Source organism: Rhizobium sp. Pop5 (genome assembly GCF_024721175.1).
GTDB lineage: Bacteria > Pseudomonadota > Alphaproteobacteria > Rhizobiales > Rhizobiaceae > Rhizobium.
In genome coordinates, this window is record NZ_CP099399.1 from 76,380 (window position 1) to 95,283 (window position 18,904).

The following is an 18,904-nucleotide window of genomic DNA, read 5'->3' on the forward strand; positions in this document are numbered from 1 at the left end:
CGCTCAAGTGCAATTTTTCGCACGCTGGTGTTAAGAATTTTGATGCACTCTGCAGGGTTGTGCAACACAGTCGCGGGGGCAGAATTTTCGGCGCTGCCGCCTGCTTTTTCGGGGTTCTAAGGTCCGCGGAGCAGGCCTTAATGGCTAATTTTCGGTAGCCATAATCGTAAACATTAGAAATGTAACTTTAAGAAATTTAGCCGATATTCAGATCATCGGCTGGGAATTCGCTTTCCAGGCAAGGGTGTAGCGAGGAGGCATCGCATTGAAGATCCGCGGCAAGATTAACCTGCTGGTTTCCGTGATGGGCGCGGTAGCGCTTCTGATCGGGGCAACCGCATTGTCCGCCATGCACGAATACAGTAGCAACCTCACGGCTTATGAGCATGCCGCCGCCCGCGCCTACGCCGGCGAGCGCCTCAACCGTTTCGTCACGGCGGTGGTCATGGAATCGCGCGGCATTTATGCCGCCAAGGACATCAAGGATACTCCGAATTTCGCAAAGGGCCTGATGGCCGACCTCGACGAGATCGATAAGGTCGTCGCCGGCTGGGCGCCGCTCGTTCCCGAAGCGGAGAAGGACGATTTTGCCAAGCTCGTCGCCCGCGCCGCCGAATTCCGAAGCTTCCGCACGGAAACGGCTCGCCTCGGCACGGAAGTCGGCCCCGAGGCAGCCAGCAAACAGGGCAACAATGAGGCCAATCGCGCCAACCGCAAGGCCTTCCAGGCGGAAATCGACGCGGTCGTCGCCATCGACAAGGCCGCGCTTGAAGCCGTCGATGCCGAAATCGAGAGCTTCCGCACATGGGTGCTGATGCTCGTCCTCAGCATCACCGGCATCGGCATCGCGGTCGGCATCGGCATGGGATTCTATATCGGCACCAGCCATCTGAGCCGCCCGATCAAGCGTGTCACCCATGCGATCAAGCAGGTCGCGGACGGCAACTTCGAGGCCGATGTTCCCTTTGCCGGCCGTCGGGACGAAATCGGCGAAATGGCTGCGGCAGTTGCGGTCTTCAAGGAGAACGGCCTTGCCGTCAAGCGCCTGAACGCCCAGGAAACGGCCATGCGCGCCAAGAGCGACGACCTGCAGTCGAGCATGTCGGTGGTCGTGGCTGCGGCCGCTGCGGGCGATTTCAGCCATCGCATCAACAAGGATTATGAGGACGAGAGCCTCAACCAGTTCGCCGGCAACATCAACACGCTGCTGTCGAGCGTCGACGCCGGCATCGGCGAGACCCGCCGCGTCGTCGCAAGCCTTGCCGAGGGCGATCTCACCCAGACGATGAACGGCAACTTCCAGGGCGCTTTCGCCGAATTGCAGCAGAACGTCAACAATACGTTCGCAACACTGCAGGCGACGATGCGCGAGGTGCGCGAGACGACGGAAGCGATGAACGGCAATACGGCTGAGCTGCGCAATGCGAGTGACGACCTCTCGAAGCGCACCGAGCAGCAGGCGGCCGCCCTCGAACAGACCTCGGCGGCGCTCGATGAGATCACCGCTGTCGTGCAGAATTCCACCGAGCGGGCGCATGAAGCAACCATCATGGTGTCCGAAGCCAAGGAGAATGCCGGCCGCTCCGGCGTCGTCGTGGGCAATGCCGTCGAGGCCATGGGCCGCATCGAGCAGGCTTCGCGCGAAATCAGCCAGATCATCAACGTCATCGATGAGATCGCCTTCCAGACCAACCTCCTGGCGCTGAACGCAGGCGTCGAGGCGGCCCGTGCCGGTGAAGCCGGCAAGGGCTTCGCGGTGGTGGCGCAGGAGGTGCGGGAGCTGGCGCAGCGTTCGGCAACGGCCGCCAAGGACATCAAGGCGCTGATCACCAAGTCGGGCGATGAGGTGCAGGTCGGCGTCAAGCTCGTCCAGGCGACTGGCGAAGCGCTGTCCGAAATCGGCACCCGCGTCATCGCGATCAACGACCACATCCATTCGATCGCGACGGCGGCACGGGAGCAGGCGACCGGCCTCAAGGAGGTCAATACCGCCGTCAATCAGATGGACCAGGTGACGCAGCAGAACGCTGCGATGGTGGAGGAGACCTCCGCCGCCACCCACAAGCTGTCTGCCGAAGCCGACGGCCTGGTGCGCCTCATCGCACGCTTCAAGCTGTCGAATGCGCAGGCACCCGTGGCGCTTGTTCGCAACGAGGCGCTGAGGCCCGTCGCTTCGCCCGCCCGCCGGGCGATCGGCAAGGTCGCCCGCGCCTTCGGCGGCAATACGGCCGCGGCCGAACAGAGCTGGGAAGAGTTCTGATCTCTCTCGCCCACGACATGTCTTCGAACGCCGCCTCCGGGCGGCGTTTTCTTTGTGACCACGTGACACCGCTCGCAAAGATTTGAAAGCGGAGCGTATTGGTCTAATATAGAGCTCCAATGGTGAGGGCGGCCGCGCGCTGCCGATCGGGCGAGACCAGAATGCCGATTAAAGACCAGGGCGATAATCCTTCGGCGGAAATCCCGGCGGCCGGTGAGGCCGCAAGGGCGCGGTGCCCGTCTGCGGGCATGTTCGGCGGCCTATCCGGCAAGCTGCTCTGGCTCACGGTCTTCTTCATCATGCTCGCCGAAGTGCTGATCTTTTTCCCGTCGGTCGCCAGCATGCGGCTGCGCTGGCTGCAGGAGAGGCTGAACACGGCCGCTGCCGCCGCCATCGTCATCGACGGGCTGCAACCGATCGAGTTGCCGCGCGCGCTGCAGAAGGAGACGCTGGAGGCGACGGGCACCAAGGCGATCGTGCTTCGCAAAGAGGGCACCTCGCGGCTTCTGGCGACCACCGACATGCCGACGTCGGTCGACGAATCCTACGATCTGACCGATGTGCCGCCGCTGACGGCGATAGGAGATGCGCTCGACACCTTGGTCTTCGGCGGCAACAGGATGATCCGCGTCTACGGGCCCGTCGGCGATACCAACACCGGCGTCGAGGTGGTGATGAAGGATAGGCCGTTGCGCACGGCGATGTTCTTCTATTCCCGCAACGTCCTTCTCTTGTCGGTGCTGATCTCGCTGTTCACGGCGACGCTGATCTTTTTTTCGATCAACCGCATCCTCATCGGCCCGATCCGCCGGCTGACCGGCAGCATGCAGCAATTCTCCTCCGATCCGGAGAATCCGGCTCATGTCTATATCGGCGACGGTGGCCGCGACGAACTGGCGGTGGCTGGGCGCAACCTGACGTCGATGCAGATGGAGCTGCAGAAGACGCTGAAACAGCAGAAGAACCTTGCCGCGCTCGGGCTTGCCGTTTCCAAAATCAATCACGACATGCGCAACATCCTGGCTTCCGCACAGCTGATGTCGGACCGGCTGGTCGACGTCGACGATCCCATGGTCAAGAGTTTCGCCCCGAAGCTCCTGCGCACCATCGACCGCGCCGTCGGCTACACCACAGAGGTCCTGTCCTACGGCAAGGCGAGCGAATCGGCGCCGCGCCGCCGCCGCATGCACCTGTTGGAGTTGACCCAGGAGGTCAAAGATATTCTAGCGATCGAGCCGCAGACCGGTATCGAATTCGTCGAGCAGATCGGCGCCGACCTCGAAGTCGATGCCGACGCCGAGCAGCTTTTCCGTGTCATCCACAACCTCTGCCGCAATGCGCTGCAGGCACTGACGTCGCCGGGCGAGGGCGGTCCGGGTTCTATCAGGCGCATCACGGTGTCGGCCCAGCGCGTCGGCAGCGTCGTCAGCATCACCGTGGACGATACCGGTCCCGGCATGCCGCTGAAGGCGCGCCAGAACCTCTTTGCCGCCTTCCGAGGCTCCGCCCGCTCGGGCGGCACAGGCCTCGGCCTGACGATTGCCCGTGAACTGGTGCTCGCCCATGGCGGCACGATCGCGCTTGTGGAAAAGCCGACGGTCGGTACGCAGTTCCGCATCGAGATCCCCGACCGCCCGGTTTCGCTGGAGGACTACCGCAGCCGGGCACACCTGGAAAAGTGAGGTGGTTTCGCAACGCGCCAGCCGCCAGCAGACAAACACGCGATTTTTTCAGAAATGCTCTTGCATTGTCCGAAAGGACCCTTTAGAGAACCGCCCACGCAAGCGGCACGGCCGCTTCTGCAAGCGCACCCGTAGCTCAGCTGGATAGAGCACCAGACTACGAATCTGGGGGTCAGGAGTTCGAATCTCTTCGGGTGCGCCATTTCTTTCAATGCCTTAAATGATTGTTCGTGCATCCGGGAAACCGGGCGCCGTTGGCCGTTTTCCTAACGCGTGCGCAGCAGCGCCTGGAAATCGCTCTGCGTCTCGCCATAGGTCTCGTTGTAGGTCATGACCACGGACGCCTTCAGATGCTCGATATCGACTTCCGCAGCGCTTCGCGGCGATGTCGTCTGGTACTCATAGGTCCCGACGAGGGTGTCTATTGTGATGGGCCGGACAAGACGCTTACCGTCCAGCAACTTTAAAAGCGCCTCCCCAATGAAGGGGTAAGGGCTGTATTCATTGTTGAGCCAATCCGGCTGAATAGTGCCACGGCTGATCCCTGCCGCCTCCAATGCCTGCAGCTTGTTGTTGGAATCGCCCGATGGCAGCGGTGTGTCCGGCCGGCTGTCGGTCGGCGATTGCGTGTCGTGTATCTCGGAACAGGAAAGTACGGAGCAGACGGCATCGCGGCCCGTCTTGGTGAGGCTTGGAATTTGTGTGAGCAGTGCGGTTACGGCGATGAGCAGCGCGGTGATCTGGGCGGTCGTGCCCGTCATGCGCTCCAGAAACGATTTCTTCGGTGCCGGGCTTTCGTCTTTGCTCATCACAATACCCTTGATGATGATGCTGGTCCCTTCGATCAGGTCAGTGGTGGAACTCTAGACGCTTCCCTCCGTTATGCAACTCATTGTTGTTTTGCCGGGCGCGCCGTTCCGAACTCCCCTTGGCGGCGCTGCGGCTCTGCGGCCAGCCTAGTTTCGCGCAACCTTCCTGATGTATCTGCGGGTCTGGTGATCTGTGAGGCGTATGGCCGGAGGAATGCATGGTGGTGGGAATTTTTCGGGCTTTGGGTGCGGTGGCCATGATGATGGCTCTTGCCGGCTGCATCGACCATGCGAACGAGCCCGTGCTCCTGGCGATCGGCGTGCCGGTCAATCCGGCCGCTGTCGCGAACAGCATTTGCGTGACTGATGGCAACGCCATGTATGACGAGGCGAGGAAACAGTATGAGTTGCGCGCGCAGCTGACGGGGTACGCGCAGGCCGATGATCTGGAAGCGGAAACGATCGCGCGTGCCGCAGCTCACCGGCAATATGTCGCCTGCATCTCCGGCCAGGGTTATCGGCCATTATACGCGAATTGAGAACAGAGAATTCACGTTTCGTCACGGCGCTGTCCAAGCATCCCCTGAGCTATTCCCGTAATCGCGCCTTTTCACATTTTTAGGTGATTTGGTCACGCCGGATCGCCTGCAATCACGAGTTTTGGAAGCTACGTTGCGCGGCGGAACTCCGCATGGAGAAGGCATTTTTCCGAGATAAATTCAGTAAGGAGGGTTTATCGTGAAAATGCTCAATCTTGCCTCTTCGATCGTTGCGCTCGGCGCTCTTCTTGCTCTCGTACCGATGGTTCCCGTGCAAGCCGCGCCTTCCGATCTCCGCCGTATCGGACGTAATGGTGCAAAATGAAGCGCATGCCGGCTACTTGCATGGTTTCGTGGTTTCCGCACCGAGCGCTCGGGCACCCGCGGCCATTCCGATGGCCACTGGTATCCCCTTGTCGCATTCGGCGTCGAGGCTGGCACCAAGGCTCCATCGTCCGCCAGCCGGTGAATAGCCCGGCACCCGCGACAATATGCAACTCTACGTTTTCGGGATCGATCGAGCCCGGAAGCATGCCGTGTGATAACGGCTATTGAGCCGGCAAATGAACGAGGCGGTGACCGGCCGCCTTTTCATGATCGGGGCGTCGCTCACATGTTTGTGACCTCTCTTGCGGCGCCGTGGAATGTGACAGATCCGCTTCCTAACTCCTCGGCGTAAATTCCACAAATCCTCCCAAGGAGACCACAATGATCACTTCCTTCAAGACTGGCCTGATGGCTGCTGCTGCCGGCGCAATTCTCGGCCTCTCGGCTTTCTCTGCCGGGGCCGCCCCCCTTCAGTCGAGCGCTGTCGAGCAGCCCGCAGCCGAGCGTCCGGTTGTCCAGGACGGAACCAGAATACAGCACGACAGGCGCACGACCGGTTCCATCGGCCAGCGCAGCACGGACACCACGGGTTCGACCATGCCTTATATGATGAGGCCGACGAAGCCGCTGAACATGGATTGCAAGCTCGGCTTCAACCCGACGAGCAGTTCCAGCTGCAACTACTGAGGACGCCGCGGCGTTCGTGAAAGGCGGCTCAGGGCCGCCTTTTTCGTTTCAACTAAGCTCGGGGGAGGGGTCTTTGCAAGTTCGGCGAGCCCTTCGCCTTCAGGAAAGTCCGCCGCATTGCGGCATGATTCTGTATAATATTGCACTAGATGCAAAAATACACTAAATGCTGACAAGGAAAGTACGTGGAAACAGATGCGCAGAGCGCTGTCTGCCTTGGAATTGCCATGCTAGCCACGATGGTCGCATTCATAATCAATCGAATTTCAGACAGGTGGGACAATCATGATCGCAAAGACTGCATGCTCCGATTTCCTGCATTTTTTCCGCTCCTGGATCAGCAATCCCCTTCGGGTCGCCGCCATCGCGCCGTCGGGCGATCCGCTTGCCAGGATTATGACGAGTGAAATTGCAGCGCTAGACGGGCCGATCATCGAGCTCGGCCCGGGAACGGGCGTATTTACCCGTGCGCTTTTGGCGCGGGGGGTCAGTGAGGCCGATCTGACGCTGATTGAGTACGGCCCGGAATTCATCAGTGCGCTGCAGTCGCGTTTCCCGACGGCACGCCTTCTGCAGATGGATGCAGCCCATCTCGCCGAGGCCGATATTTTCGAGGGTGAGCCGGTCGGGGCCGTTGTCAGCGGCCTGCCGCTGCTGTCCATGTCGCCGGATAAGATCGCCGCGATCATGGCCGGCGTCTTCACCTATATGCGGCCGGGCGGGGCCGTCTATCAGTTTACCTATGGGCCGCGTTGTCCGGTGCCTCGGCCGATACTCGATCGTCTCGGATTGGAGGCGGTGCGCATCGGCGGCACGGTGCGCAATCTGCCGCCGGCCTCGGTCTACAGGATTTCACGCCGCGAGCCGCTGGAGCTTTCGCGCGAGCGTCTGAGGTATCGGAAGAGCGAAGCCGAGATCGACGATATCACCGCCTTCTCCAATGACGCGGGCGGCTGAATAATATCGTCGGGCGGGAATGACTGAGAACAAGCAGACGAAGACGACGGAAGGCAGGCGGGAACGCAAACGGCGGCAGACGCGCGAGCGCATCGAGCAGGCCGCCATGGCTCTCTTCTTGGGGCGCGGCTTTGAAGCCACGACGATCGAGGACATCACCGAGGCTGCCGATGTCTCCAAGCGCAGTTTCTTCGATTATTTCCCGTCGAAGGAAGAGGTCGTTTTCGCCTGGCAGGATTCCTTTGCCGATCGCCTGATGGCGGCGGTCGCGGCGAGACCTGTGGAAGAATCGTCCGTCAAGGCTGTGGAGGCGGCGATCACGGCAACCGTTGCCGAGTCGATAGATGAGAGCGGCTTGGCGCTTCATGAGCTCATTCATCGCACCCCAGCGCTTAAGGCTCGCGATCAGCTGAAATATGCCAAGCTCGAGCAGAAGCTCACCGAGGCGCTGCTTTTGCGCAAGGGAAACGATCCGCAGGAGCAGCCCCGCATGCGCATGCTCGCCGCGATCATCATCGGCGCGATGCGCGTCGGCGGCGAACTCTGGCAGCAGCGCCCGCCGGGCGCCTCGCTGCAGGATTTTGCTCACGAGACTTTCGCCGAACTCTGGAAGATGCTGGCGGAGTTCGGCGATGAGGCGAAGAACAGGTGAGGCACGTCAGCTGAGTATCGGCACGATCTCGTGCGGCGCCGCCGGCTGCAGATGAAGTTCGCTATCCGGTTTCGCTGCAACCAAGCCGTGAGTTCGATGGCAATTTTCAGCGTCATCTCTGTTATCCGGTCGACGCCGTACTATATGTGCAGGAGTTACAGCCACATTTCTCGATAGCCCTGACAGGCGGATGATCACCAGCCGGCGTCGCCGCCGATCATGGGAAATTCGAACGCGGGGGCGTTTCCCGCTTTCGGCAGTTCCATCGATTTTGAACGATTTCATTGACCGAGAGAGGAAAGACCATGTCCAGCTACATCGCGGCAAAGTCAGGCACCTTCAAGATCGGCGGCGATATCGAGATTAACCGTCTCGGTTTCGGCGCCATGCGCGTCACCGGCAAGGGTATCTGGGGTGAACCCGACGATCACGACGAATCCATCCGCACGCTGAAGCGCCTGCCAGAACTCGGCGTCAACTTCATCGATACCGCCGATTCCTACGGCCCCGATGTCTCGGAATGGCTGATCAGGGAAGCGTTGCATCCCTATGGCGCCAAATCCGTCATCGCCACCAAAGGCGGCCTGACCCGTCACGGCCCGAATATCTGGCTGCCGGTCGGCCGGCCCGAATATCTGATCCAGCAGGTGCATAAGAGCCTGCGCAATCTCGGCGTCGAACAGATCGACCTCTGGCAGCTTCATCGCATCGATCCGAAGGTGCCGGCCAAGGAGCAATTCGATGCGATCAAATCGCTGCTCGACGCCGGCCTCATCCGTCATGCGGGTCTCAGCGAAGTTTCCGTTGCCGACATCGAGGCGGCCTCGAAGCACTTCAAGGTCGCAACCGTCCAGAACCGCTATAATCTCGTCGATCGCACCAGCGAGGACGTGCTCGATTATTGCGCCAAGCATGATATCGGCTTCATCCCGTGGTATCCGCTTGCCGCCGGCGATCTCGCCAAGCCGGGCTCGCTGCTCGATACGATCGCCAGAAAGCATGGCGCAGCGCCGAGCCAGGTCGCGCTTGCCTGGGTGCTGAAGCGCAGCCCGGTAATGCTGCCGATTCCCGGCACCTCCAAGGTCAAGCATCTCGAGGAAAACGTAGCCGCCGTGGATATCACGCTCTCCGACGAGGAATTTTCGGCCCTCGATGCCGAAGGCAGGAAGGTGTTCAAGGCTGCTTGATTTACGCTGACCGCTGCCCTCGTCCTAACCCTTTCCAAGAAAACAGAGAGAAGGTGCCGACAGGCGGATGAGGGCTGCAACCGGGGAGGCCTCATTTTTCGGCGAAATTTTGACCACTTGATCAAATATGCCGCAAAATGAGGCGTCACTCTGCCCTTTAGAAGGCAAGCCTTGCGCCCAATGCATTGCTGCATTGCGGTATTTTCGCTATTCCCGATCAAATGAATTGGGTATTTATATCTCCGTAAGCAGCGCACTCCTCCTCCCAGCGCTCTTACATCGGACTGACAACACTCCTCCTCCCAGTTGTCAGTCAGGATCGAGAGCCTGGCGCACCTCCTCCCGCGCCGGGCTCTTTTCTTTTCCGCGCAAGCTTTCCCCTTCATCCGGTTTGACTCGGCAAGCGCCGTCGGACTATTTGGACGTGTGCCGCCTGTCCGGCGCGTGAACCGGAGATTGGTCATGATCGGCAAATGGCGCGCGCCCCGCTCGGCTATGGGAGTGCTTCTGGTTGCAACGCTTGTGCTCGCCAGCTGCGGCGGCAGGCCGATCGGCGTGATGCAGGCGGCTGGCTCCGTGCCTCCGGGCACGTCGAAAGTCGATCTTCTCGTGGCGACGACGCGCGCTGCCGACGACAATCCGGCGGTGCTTTTCTCCGGCGAACGCGGCACCGGGCTGACCGTCAATGCCGTCGATGTTTCCATCCCGCCGGAAGCCAACCGCAAAGTCGGCCAGGTGCAGTGGCCAAAACGGCTGCCGGCCGATCCGCTCAAGGATTTCGTCACCGTATCCGTCGATCCGCTGGAAGGTGAGCGGGCGGGCGAGACCTGGTTGAAGGGTCATATGCCTAAAAGCCGCCGCGTGCTGGTTTTCGTGCACGGCTTCAACAATCGCTACGAAGACGCCGTCTACCGCTTCGCGCAGATCGTCCACGATTCGCATGCCGACGTCGCCCCGGTCGTCTTCACCTGGCCTTCGCGTGCCAGCATCTTCGATTATAATTACGACAAGGAAAGCACCAACTATTCCCGCGACGCGCTGGAGGAATTGCTGACCCGGACGGCTGCCAATCCCGCCATCGACGACATCACCGTCATGGCCCATTCGATGGGCACCTGGCTGACTGTCGAAGCACTCAGGCAGATGGCCATCCGCAACGGACATGTTGCCGCCAAGATCAACAATGTCATCCTTGCCTCGCCGGATCTCGACGTCGATGTCTTCGGCCGCCAGTTCGTCAGCCTTGGCAAGGATAAGCCGCACTTCACCATCTTCGTCTCCAGGGATGACCGGGCTCTTGCCCTGTCACGGCGCATTTCAGGCAACGTCGACCGGCTCGGTCAGATCGATCCCTCTGCCGAACCCTACCGTAGCAAGCTGGAGGCCGCGGGCATCACCGTGCTCGATCTCACCAAGCTCAAGACCGGCGACCGGCTGAATCATGGCAAGTTCGCCGAAAGCCCCGAGGTGGTGAAGCTGATCGGCGATCGGTTGATCGCCGGCCAGACCATCACCGATTCCAATGTCGGCCTCGGCGAGGCCGTCGGTGCGGTGGCGATGGGGGCTGCCCAGACGGCCGGAAGTGCCGTCAGTGTCGCCGTCAGCACGCCGATCGCGATCTTCGATCCGCGCACCCGGCGCAATTACGACGCACAGCTGAAGCGTCTCGGCCAGTCGATGGACAATACCGTCGGTTCGGTCGGCGACAGTGTCGGCGCAAGCCTTCCCGAAAGTCAGTAAAAATCCGTAGGCATGACCGCCGATGTGATATATCAGTTTCGCTGCGGCGATCTTGTCTGCCGTGTGATGGGTTGATGACATGGCGGATGAGATGAAGAACAGCGTAATTGTCGTCGGCGCGGGGGTGGTCGGCGCGTCGATCGCCTTCGAACTGCAGCGGCGCGGCCTGCAGGTAACGCTGATCGACAAAGGCGAACCGGGACGCGGCGCCTCCTACGGCAATATGGCGAGCATCGCGCTCGATTTTGCTGCCGGTTCCGGCCCTTTGACATGGAAGAAGATTCCCGGCTGGCTGCTCGATCCCGAAGGTCCGGTCTGGCTGCGGCCCTCCTATGCGGCAAAGATGCTGCCCTGGTTCCTGCGCTTCCTCGCCGCCGGCCGCCCCTCGCGTCTCAGAGAAATCGAGGATGCCGGCATGGGCCTGTCTCACCGGGCGCTCGGCGATTTCAAGGAAATGCTTCAGGCGATTGGCGCGCCCGAATTGTTAACGGAGGAGGGGTGTCTGGCGATCTACGAGACGGAGGCGGAGTTCGCCGCTGATCGCGCCCATCTCGCCCTGATGCAACGCTACGGTCTCGAATTCGATGTGTTGAGCAACGGCGCCATCCAATATTACGAGCCCGCGCTGTCACCGGCGATCGCCCGCGCTGTGCTGCTGGCGGACAACAAATCGGTCCGCGATCCTCACAAGCTGGTGGTGAAGCTGGCCGACGCGGCTTTCGAAGGAGGTGCGGTCTTCGTCTCCGGCACTGCGAGGAATATCGAGCGCAGCGGCGACGGCACAGCCGTCGTTCTCCTCGAGGATGGCAGGCGCATTGAGGCCGGTTCGGTGGTGCTGGCCGCCGGCGTGCACACCCGGTTTCTTGCTGCAAAACTCGGAGAGCCGATCCCGCTTGAAACCGAGCGCGGCTATCACACGCAGATCATGAAGCCGGGTATCTCCATGCGCTACTCGGTGATCTGGCCGCATCGTGCCTTCATGGTGACGCCGACGGCAGGCGGCATCCGCGTCGGCGGCAATGTCGAACTGGCCGGTCTTCACGCCGCTCCCGATTTTCGTCGTCCGCGGGTGCTGGTGCGCCATGCCCAGCGCGCCCTGCCGGGGCTGAAGGTCGAGGAGGCGTCGGAATGGATGGGGCATCGCCCGGCGTTGCCCGATACGATCCCGATCATTTCGCCTTCGTCGAAGATGCCAGGTGTTTTCTATGCGACCGGCCATGGCCATCTCGGCCTGACCTATTCGGCGACGACAGCGCGGCTGATCGCCGATATGGTAATCGGAGCGAAGCCGGCGGTCGACATGAGCCCGTTCCGCATAGACCGGTACTAGACAAGCAGCGCTGATGGCCTCACTTGCCGCCTCTGAACTGGAGTTTTCGATATGAGATGGAAGCGCACGATCCAGTTGCTGGATGTTCACGCCGAAGGCGAGATCGGACGCGTCGCGATCGGCGGCGTTCCGAAGATCCCCGGCGATACCATCGCCGCTCAGCTGCACTGGCTGAATACCGATCCGAAGGGCGATGAGCTTCGCCGCTTCCTTTGCCTGGAGCCGCGCGGCGCCCCGATCGGTTCCGTCAATCTGCTGCTGCCGGCGCGCCACCCGCAAGCGGACGCCGCCTTCATCATCCTGCAGCCCGACCAGGCGCATGCGAGTTCCGGCTCGAATTCGATCTGCGTGACCACGGCCCTGCTCGAAGCGGGCATCGTCGAGATGAAGGAGCCGGAGACAATAGTGACCCTCGAAACCGCTGCCGGCCTCGTCAAGGCGACGGCGACCTGCCGGGATGGGCGCTGCGAGAAGGTCAGGCTCACAATGGTGCCTTCCTTCGTGCATGAACTCGACGTCGAATTCGACACGCCGCATTGGGGGAAGATCAAGGCCGATATCTGCTACGGCGGCATCTTCTATGCCCTGGTCGACGTCGGCCAGATCAACCTGACGATCGAGAAGGCCAATGCCGCCGCCCTCGTCCAGGCCGGCATGATCCTCAAGGAACTGATCAACCGCGACATCAAGGTCGTCCATCCCGAGATCCCGGCCATATCGGGCATCGCCTATGTGATGTTCCGCGATACGGAAGCGGACGGCACCGTGCGCACCTGCACCACCATGTGGCCGGGCCGGGCCGACCGCTCGCCCTGCGGCACCGGCAATTCCGCCAATCTCGCAACCCTCCATGCCCGCGGCAAAGCCAAGGTCGGTGACGTCTTCAGGTCGAAGTCGATCATCGGCTCGGAATTCGAGGTCGGCCTGCAGGCGGTGACCGAGGTGGCCGGCCGCCCGGCCGTCATCCCCACCATCACCGGCCGCGGCTTCACCTTCGGCCTGACCCAGGTGGCGCTCGACCCCTTCGACCCGCATCCCGGTGGTTTCGCGCTGACCGATGTCTGGGGACCATCAGCCGGGGAGATTTGAGCGTCAATAGACGAAGGGATCGACCTCGGTGTGGGTGTTCTCCTTCGGATAGATCACGCCCTTGCGCAGAATGATGTTGGCGTAGAGCCGGGGCTCGCTGGTCTGGATCAGCGCGTGGGCGGCCTTGACGCGGCCGTAGAAATCCTGGCCGACGAGAGGCACCACCTGCCGATGCGGTTCGTGCTTCGCGCAGCAGGCGATCATCTCTTCGTGCACGGGGTCGAGCTTGTCGCGCTCGGCCTTGACGGTCGAGCGGAAGATCGCCTCGGGCACGAAATCGTCGATCGGCAGCACGCTGAGCACGGCGTTCAGAACCGGGATGAGGTGATGGCCGTCAAGCCGGATCAGCCGGCGTGCATGCTCGACGCCGGGATAGTTACCGTCGACGATGGCGATCTCGTCGCCGTGGCCCATGGCGCGAAGCGTGAAAAGCAATTCCGGGCTCAAGAGCGGATCAAGTTCCTTCAGCATGGTCAACCTCCTTGAAGAGTACGTTTTGGTCGGTGAGGTAGCGCGCGAAGATCGGCAGGCTGGCGCCGCCGATGGCGCGCGCCTGGGCGCCGACCGCGCCCTCGATGATATCGGGCATGACGACGCCCTGCAGGTCGAGCTTGGCGGCTTCCGTGATCGTCGCCTGTACGACGCGGCTGCGCACCCAGTTGGGAAAGCCGCCGTCGATCACCGCTGCGCTGAAATCGACGATCGAGGCGGCCGCCACGATCGCCTGCGCCAGCGCCTTGGCGGTATCCTGAATCCACGTTTCCATAGGCTCGCCGAAATCCACCCAGTCGTCGGCGGAATACCAGAGCGGCTGCGGATCGATGCCACGTTCGCGCAGCATGTTTTCGAGTACGAAGATCGAAGCGATTTCAAGCAGCTGTTTCGTTTCGCCGTTCTTGCCGCGGACGGGTAGCGGCCCGATCGCGCCCGCCGTGCCGGTGCGGCCGGAAAAGATCGCTGAATTCAGCACGATGCCGCCGCCGATGAAGGAGCCGATGAAGAAATAGACGAAATCCGGGTAGGACGGCCCGACGCCGAAGACGAGTTCGGCTCCGCAGGCGCTGGTCGCATCGTTCTGCAGGAAGACTGGATGGGAGACACGCGTGGCGACCTCCGCCTGTAGGTCGACGTCCCGCCAGACCTCCATCGCGCCCGCCGGCGCGCCCACTTCGTCCGCCCAGTTCCAGAGCTCGAAAGGCGCGGCGATACCGAGACCGGCGATGCGGCTGCGCTGCTTTTGATCGAGTCGGTCCTCGATCTCCCGAATGCCCGAGGTGACGAAGGCCAGGATCTCGTTCGGCAGCGGGTAGGCATAGGTCCGGTGGAGCTGCATGCGGATGCGGCCGACGAAATCCATCAGCACCAGATCGGCGCTGCGCCGGCCCATCTTTAGGCCGAAGGAATAGACGGCGTCCGGGTTGAGATGCATCGGGATCGACGGCTGGCCCACCCGGCCGCGCACCGGCGCGCCGCGCGAAAGCAGCCCTTCCTTTTCCAGGACCCGCATGATGACGGAGACGGTCTGCGCCGAGAGCCCGCTGCGGCGCGCGATATCGGCCTTCGACAGCGCGCCGTAAAGGCGCACCAGCGACAGCACGAGCCGCTCGTTATACGCCCGCACCCTGACCTGGTTCGCGCCTCCGGCCGGATTTAGAATTGGCGGCGGGCCCGGTGTGTTCTCCGGTCCATCCAAGGACGACATGGCCGCTCCTCCCGATCGTTGGCCTATGCCTGATTTGCGCCGAGCATGCCATATCGAATTAATAATTCAATCGGATTTATTTATTGACAAGCCGATTTCTTTTCGCTCTTAATTGCCATCGTCAAGGGCACGGGACAGTTTGTGGGGGCCTTGGGCGCTCCACGGCGAAGTGTCATTTTAGCAGTTCCGGACCGCAGGGGCGGTGCCGGCAAACTCTGGGAGGAGTCCATGAAGAAATCAGTTCTCGCTTTCGGCGCGCTCGCGCTTGGTGTCGCTTTTTCCGCTCCGGCGATGGCGGCTAATGTTTCCGCCTGCCTGATCACCAAGACCGACACCAACCCCTTCTTCGTCAAGATGAAGGAAGGCGCGACGGCCAAGGCCAAGGAACTCGGCGTTTCGCTGAAGTCCTATGCCGGCAAGGTCGACGGTGACAGCGAAAGCCAGGTCGCGGCGATCGAAAGCTGCATTGCCGACGGCGCAAAGGGCATCCTGCTCACCGCTTCCGACACCAAGGGCATCGTCTCTTCGGTCAAGAAGGCGCGTGATGCCGGCTTGCTGGTCATCGCGCTCGACACGCCGCTCGAGCCGGCCGATGCCGCCGACGCCACCTTCGCCACCGACAACCTGCTCGCCGGCAAGCTGATCGGCCAGTGGGCCAAGGAAACGATGGGCGACAAGGCCAAGGACGCCAAGGTCGGCTTCCTCGACCTGACGCCGTCGCAGCCGACGGTCGACGTTCTGCGCGACCAGGGCTTCATGATCGGCTTCGGCATCGACCCGAAGAACCCGAACAAGATCGGCGACGAAGACGACAAGCGCATCGTCGGCCATGACGTGACGAACGGCAACGAGGAAGGCGGCCGTAAGGCCATGGAAAACCTTCTGCAGAAGGATCCGAGCATCAACGTCATCCACACGATCAACGAGCCGGCCGCTGTCGGTGCCTATCAGGCGCTGAAGGCCGTCGGCATGGAAAAGAACGTGCTGATCGTCTCGGTCGACGGCGGCTGCCCCGGCGTCAAGTCGGTCAAGGACGGCGTCATCGGCGCCACCTCGCAGCAATATCCGCTGCTGATGGCGTCGCTTGGTATCGAGGCGATCAAGAAGTTCGCCGACAGTGGTGAAAAGCCGAAGCCGACGGAAGGCAAGTCCTTCTTCGACACCGGTGTCTCGCTCGTCACTGACAAGCCGGTCTCCGGCGTCAAGTCGATCGACACCAAGGAAGGCACTGCCAAGTGCTGGGGCTGAGCCCGATCTTTTGAAAGAGAAAACGGCCGGGGCTTGATCCCCGGCCGTTTTGGACGGACGATGTGCCGTCGCCCACCGGCTAAGCAATGAACGGATCAACAAGGGTGACGGCCTCCGCGCGAGTTCGGCGCGCGGATGCGGAGGAGGAACAATGACCGGAGCACAGGAATTCGAACGCGTCCTCGACGGCAGCGACAAGAACGTCGCCGCCTTCGAGCACCAGAATGTTTCGCTGATCAAGCGCGCCCAGCATTTTCTGCACTCGACGCCGGCCGCCGTGCCGCTGATCGTGCTGGTGTTGGCGATCATCATCTTCGGGATCGCCCTCGGCGGACGGTTCTTCTCGTCCTACACGCTGACGCTGATCCTGCAACAGATCGCCATCGTCGGCATTCTCGGCGCGGCCCAGACGCTGGTCATCTTGACTGCCGGCATCGATCTTTCGATCGGCGTCATCATGGTGATTTCGGCCGTGATCATGGGCAATGTCGCCATCTCCTACGGCATACCGACGCCGATTGCGGTGGCAGCCGGCCTCCTTGTCGGCGGCCTGTGTGGATTGCTGAACGGCTTCCTCGTCGCCTATATGAAGCTGCCGCCCTTCATCGTGACACTCGGCACGTGGAATATCGTCATGGCGACGAATTTCATCTATTCCGCCAATGAGACGATCCGCGACACCGATGTCGACGAACAGGCGCCGCTGCTGCATCTTTTCGCCGCGAGTTTCAAGCTTGGCAGCGCCGTGCTGACCCTCGGCGTCGTCGCCATGGTGCTGCTCGTCCTGGTGCTCTGGTATGTGCTCAATCACACGGCCTGGGGCCGGCATGTCTATGCGGTCGGCGACGATCCGGAGGCGGCCAAGCTTTCTGGTATTCAAGCCAAGAAGGTGCTGCTGACCGTCTACACCATATCGGGCGTCATCGCCGCTTTCGCCGCCTGGGTTTCGATCGGCCGCAACGGCTCGATCTCACCGTCCTCGGCCGTCACCGATTATAACCTCCAGGCGATCACCGCGACCGTGATCGGCGGCATCTCGCTCTTCGGCGGCCGCGGTTCCATTCTCGGTACGCTCTTCGGTGCGATGATCGTCGGCGTCGTTTCGATGGGCCTCAACATGCTCGGCGCCGACCCGCAATGGAAAGTCCTTTTGACGGGCGTGCTGATCATCGCCGCCGTCGGCATCGATCAGTGGATCAGAAAGGTTTCGGTGTAACCATGGCTCGCGAACCTCTTCTCACCGCGCGCGGTCTCGTCAAGCGTTATGGCCGGGTGACCGCGCTCGACAATGCCGATTTTGACCTCTATCCCGGTGAAATCCTCGCCGTCATCGGCGACAACGGCGCTGGCAAGTCCTCGCTCATCAAGGCGATCTCCGGCGCCGTCACTCCTGACGAGGGGGTGATCACGCTGGAAGGCCGACAGGTCCAGTTCCGCTCGCCGATGGAGGCCCGCGAAGCTGGCATCGAAACGGTCTATCAGAACCTCGCTCTGTCACCGGCGCTGTCGATCGCCGACAACATGTTCCTCGGCCGTGAGATCCGCAAACCCGGTATGCTCGGCTCCATGTTCCGCATGCTCGACCGGCCGGCCATGGAAAAGCTGGCGCGTGATAAGCTTACCGAACTCGGCCTGATGACCATCCAGAACATCAACCAGGCCGTGGAGACGCTCTCGGGCGGTCAGCGTCAGGGCGTTGCGGTAGCCCGCGCCGCCGCCTTCGGCTCCAAGGTCATCATCATGGATGAGCCGACGGCCGCGCTTGGCGTCAAGGAAAGCCGCCGCGTGCTGGAACTGATCCTCGACGTGCGCGCCCGCGGCCTGCCGATCGTGCTGATCTCCCACAACATGCCGCATGTTTTCGAGGTGGCCGACCGGATCCATATCCACCGACTCGGCCGGCGGCTGACGGTGATCGATCCGAAGGAATACACCATGTCCGACGCCGTCGCCTTCATGACCGGCGCCAAGGCGGTGCCGACGGAGCCCGTCGCTGCATGAGCGTAGGCATCGACGAAATCGCCGGCGAGGTGCTTGACCGCGCCGGCGATGCCAGGCGTTTCCTGATTGCCATCGCCGGACCGCCGGGCTCCGGCAAATCGACCATGGCCGATAACCTGGCGGCAGCGCTGAAGGAGAAGGGCGAGACCGCCGCCGTGTTGCCGATGGATGGCTTCCACATGGACAACGCCATCCTGATCGAACGCGGCCTGCTTGCCCGCAAGGGTATTCCGGAGACCTTCGACGTCCGCGGCTTTCTCGATATCGTCCGCGCCGTCCGTCCTGCAGACCAGGAAGTCCTCGTTCCGGTCTTCGACCGGTCCCGCGAGCTTGCGATCGCCTCGGCCCGGCCGATCGATCCCAGGGATCGCTTCATCATCATCGAGGGTAATTACCTGCTCTTCACCCAGGGCAAATGGGCAGAACTCGACGGCATCTTCGATTACACGATCATGCTTGCCCCGCCGATAGAGGTGCTGGAAGAGCGTCTTTGGGATCGCTGGCGCGGCTATAAGCTCAGCGAGGAAGAGGCGAGCGCCAAGGTCTACGGCAACGATCTGCCGAATGGCCGTCTGATCCTCGAAAACCGCCGCCCGGCCGATGTGACGCTGGAGATCGCGCTGGCGTGATGCCGCGGCATGTCGCCCGGAAGTGTGCCGCCTTTCCCAACGACCTCCATGAAAAACGACGAAAG

General features: G+C 61.9%; 17 protein-coding genes, 1 tRNA gene and 1 pseudogene. 16 read left to right on the forward strand and 3 right to left on the reverse strand.

The window, feature by feature from the left end:
* Positions 1-265 precede the first annotated feature (265 nt).
* The 3 genes from NE852_RS02570 (at position 266) to NE852_RS02580 (ending at position 4,144) form a co-directional block, all read left to right on the forward strand.
* The gene (locus NE852_RS02570) at positions 266-2,260 is read left to right on the forward strand and encodes a methyl-accepting chemotaxis protein (protein WP_008524429.1); all 1,995 of its coding nucleotides are present in this window, start codon (positions 266-268) and stop codon (positions 2,258-2,260) included.
* Positions 2,261-2,421: 161 nt separating this feature from the next.
* On the forward strand, positions 2,422-3,942 hold the full coding sequence (locus tag NE852_RS02575) for an ATP-binding protein (protein ID WP_258156175.1): 1,521 nt from the start codon (positions 2,422-2,424) through the stop codon (positions 3,940-3,942).
* Positions 3,943-4,067: 125 nt separating this feature from the next.
* A tRNA-Arg gene (locus tag NE852_RS02580) sits at positions 4,068-4,144 on the forward strand.
* A gap of 64 nt (positions 4,145-4,208) precedes the next feature.
* Here NE852_RS02580 and NE852_RS02585 read toward each other — a convergent pair.
* Complete coding sequence (locus tag NE852_RS02585; protein WP_008524417.1) at positions 4,209-4,751, reverse strand: hypothetical protein; 543 nt, start codon at positions 4,749-4,751, stop codon at positions 4,209-4,211.
* Positions 4,752-4,969: 218 nt separating this feature from the next.
* Here NE852_RS02585 and NE852_RS02590 point away from each other — a divergent pair, with 218 nt between their 5' ends.
* From NE852_RS02590 to NE852_RS02625, 9 genes and pseudogenes are all read left to right on the forward strand, one after another.
* Positions 4,970-5,290 carry a hypothetical protein gene (locus NE852_RS02590; RefSeq protein ID WP_008524416.1) on the forward strand — a complete coding sequence of 107 codons (321 nt, stop codon included), beginning with the start codon at positions 4,970-4,972 and terminating at the stop codon, positions 5,288-5,290.
* A gap of 199 nt (positions 5,291-5,489) precedes the next feature.
* Positions 5,490-5,845 (forward strand): annotated as a pseudogene (locus NE852_RS32605) (cell surface protein).
* A gap of 153 nt (positions 5,846-5,998) precedes the next feature.
* Positions 5,999-6,304 (forward strand): hypothetical protein, encoded by a 306-nt coding sequence (locus NE852_RS02595; RefSeq protein ID WP_008524414.1) that lies wholly within the window; start codon positions 5,999-6,001, stop codon positions 6,302-6,304.
* Positions 6,305-6,589: 285 nt separating this feature from the next.
* The gene (locus NE852_RS02600; protein ID WP_258156176.1) at positions 6,590-7,261 is read left to right on the forward strand and encodes a class I SAM-dependent methyltransferase; all 672 of its coding nucleotides are present in this window, start codon (positions 6,590-6,592) and stop codon (positions 7,259-7,261) included.
* A gap of 19 nt (positions 7,262-7,280) precedes the next feature.
* Positions 7,281-7,913 (forward strand): TetR family transcriptional regulator, encoded by a 633-nt coding sequence (locus tag NE852_RS02605; RefSeq protein ID WP_008524410.1) that lies wholly within the window; start codon positions 7,281-7,283, stop codon positions 7,911-7,913.
* A gap of 305 nt (positions 7,914-8,218) precedes the next feature.
* Entirely contained in the window at positions 8,219-9,100 is an 882-nt protein-coding gene (locus NE852_RS02610) for an aldo/keto reductase (protein ID WP_258156177.1), read from the forward strand.
* A gap of 462 nt (positions 9,101-9,562) precedes the next feature.
* Positions 9,563-10,840, forward strand: coding sequence for an alpha/beta hydrolase (locus NE852_RS02615; protein WP_008524404.1), 1,278 nt, complete (start codon positions 9,563-9,565; stop codon positions 10,838-10,840).
* Positions 10,841-10,919: 79 nt separating this feature from the next.
* Positions 10,920-12,170 (forward strand): FAD-binding oxidoreductase, encoded by a 1,251-nt coding sequence (locus tag NE852_RS02620; protein ID WP_008524403.1) that lies wholly within the window; start codon positions 10,920-10,922, stop codon positions 12,168-12,170.
* Between the two features lie 51 nt (positions 12,171-12,221).
* Positions 12,222-13,259: a 4-hydroxyproline epimerase gene (locus NE852_RS02625; RefSeq protein ID WP_008524402.1), complete on the forward strand. Its 1,038-nt coding sequence runs from the start codon at positions 12,222-12,224 to the stop codon at positions 13,257-13,259.
* A gap of 3 nt (positions 13,260-13,262) precedes the next feature.
* On the opposite strand, the gene NE852_RS02630 is transcribed toward NE852_RS02625, so the two are convergent.
* Together NE852_RS02630 and NE852_RS02635 are read right to left on the reverse strand one after the other, a co-directional pair.
* A complete protein-coding gene (locus NE852_RS02630; RefSeq protein WP_008524401.1) occupies positions 13,263-13,730 on the reverse strand; it encodes an RbsD/FucU family protein in 468 nt (155 codons plus the stop codon).
* A complete protein-coding gene (locus NE852_RS02635; RefSeq protein ID WP_008524400.1) occupies positions 13,714-14,961 on the reverse strand; it encodes an ROK family transcriptional regulator in 1,248 nt (415 codons plus the stop codon). Before NE852_RS02635 ends, NE852_RS02630 begins: the two co-directional genes overlap by 17 nt.
* 228 nt (positions 14,962-15,189) lie before the next feature.
* Between NE852_RS02635 and NE852_RS02640 the strand changes: the two genes are divergently transcribed.
* The 4 genes from NE852_RS02640 to NE852_RS02655 all read left to right on the forward strand — a co-directional run bounded on the left by NE852_RS02640 (position 15,190) and on the right by NE852_RS02655 (position 18,839).
* Positions 15,190-16,209: a sugar ABC transporter substrate-binding protein gene (locus NE852_RS02640; protein WP_008524399.1), complete on the forward strand. Its 1,020-nt coding sequence runs from the start codon at positions 15,190-15,192 to the stop codon at positions 16,207-16,209.
* Positions 16,210-16,360: 151 nt separating this feature from the next.
* Entirely contained in the window at positions 16,361-17,425 is a 1,065-nt protein-coding gene (locus NE852_RS02645) for an ABC transporter permease (protein ID WP_008524398.1), read from the forward strand.
* 2 nt (positions 17,426-17,427) lie between these two features.
* Entirely contained in the window at positions 17,428-18,210 is a 783-nt protein-coding gene (locus tag NE852_RS02650) for an ATP-binding cassette domain-containing protein (protein WP_258156178.1), read from the forward strand.
* Positions 18,207-18,839 (forward strand): nucleoside triphosphate hydrolase, encoded by a 633-nt coding sequence (locus NE852_RS02655; RefSeq protein WP_008524395.1) that lies wholly within the window; start codon positions 18,207-18,209, stop codon positions 18,837-18,839. The genes NE852_RS02650 and NE852_RS02655 overlap by 4 nt, the downstream gene beginning before the upstream one ends.
* Positions 18,840-18,904 lie beyond the last annotated feature (65 nt).

Coding starts and splice junctions, on each gene's coding strand:
- NE852_RS02575 (WP_258156175.1), top strand. CDS start 2,422: ATGCCGATTAAAGACCAGGGCGATAATCCTTCGGCGGAAATCCCGGCG.
- NE852_RS02585 (WP_008524417.1), bottom strand. CDS start 4,751: ATGAGCAAAGACGAAAGCCCGGCACCGAAGAAATCGTTTCTGGAGCGC.
- NE852_RS02590 (WP_008524416.1), top strand. CDS start 4,970: ATGGTGGTGGGAATTTTTCGGGCTTTGGGTGCGGTGGCCATGATGATG.
- NE852_RS02595 (WP_008524414.1), top strand. CDS start 5,999: ATGATCACTTCCTTCAAGACTGGCCTGATGGCTGCTGCTGCCGGCGCA.
- NE852_RS02600 (WP_258156176.1), top strand. CDS start 6,590: ATGATCGCAAAGACTGCATGCTCCGATTTCCTGCATTTTTTCCGCTCC.
- NE852_RS02605 (WP_008524410.1), top strand. CDS start 7,281: ATGACTGAGAACAAGCAGACGAAGACGACGGAAGGCAGGCGGGAACGC.
- NE852_RS02610 (WP_258156177.1), top strand. CDS start 8,219: ATGTCCAGCTACATCGCGGCAAAGTCAGGCACCTTCAAGATCGGCGGC.
- NE852_RS02615 (WP_008524404.1), top strand. CDS start 9,563: ATGATCGGCAAATGGCGCGCGCCCCGCTCGGCTATGGGAGTGCTTCTG.
- NE852_RS02620 (WP_008524403.1), top strand. CDS start 10,920: ATGGCGGATGAGATGAAGAACAGCGTAATTGTCGTCGGCGCGGGGGTG.
- NE852_RS02625 (WP_008524402.1), top strand. CDS start 12,222: ATGAGATGGAAGCGCACGATCCAGTTGCTGGATGTTCACGCCGAAGGC.
- NE852_RS02630 (WP_008524401.1), bottom strand. CDS start 13,730: ATGCTGAAGGAACTTGATCCGCTCTTGAGCCCGGAATTGCTTTTCACG.
- NE852_RS02635 (WP_008524400.1), bottom strand. CDS start 14,961: ATGTCGTCCTTGGATGGACCGGAGAACACACCGGGCCCGCCGCCAATT.
- NE852_RS02640 (WP_008524399.1), top strand. CDS start 15,190: ATGAAGAAATCAGTTCTCGCTTTCGGCGCGCTCGCGCTTGGTGTCGCT.
- NE852_RS02645 (WP_008524398.1), top strand. CDS start 16,361: ATGACCGGAGCACAGGAATTCGAACGCGTCCTCGACGGCAGCGACAAG.
- NE852_RS02650 (WP_258156178.1), top strand. CDS start 17,428: ATGGCTCGCGAACCTCTTCTCACCGCGCGCGGTCTCGTCAAGCGTTAT.
- NE852_RS02655 (WP_008524395.1), top strand. CDS start 18,207: ATGAGCGTAGGCATCGACGAAATCGCCGGCGAGGTGCTTGACCGCGCC.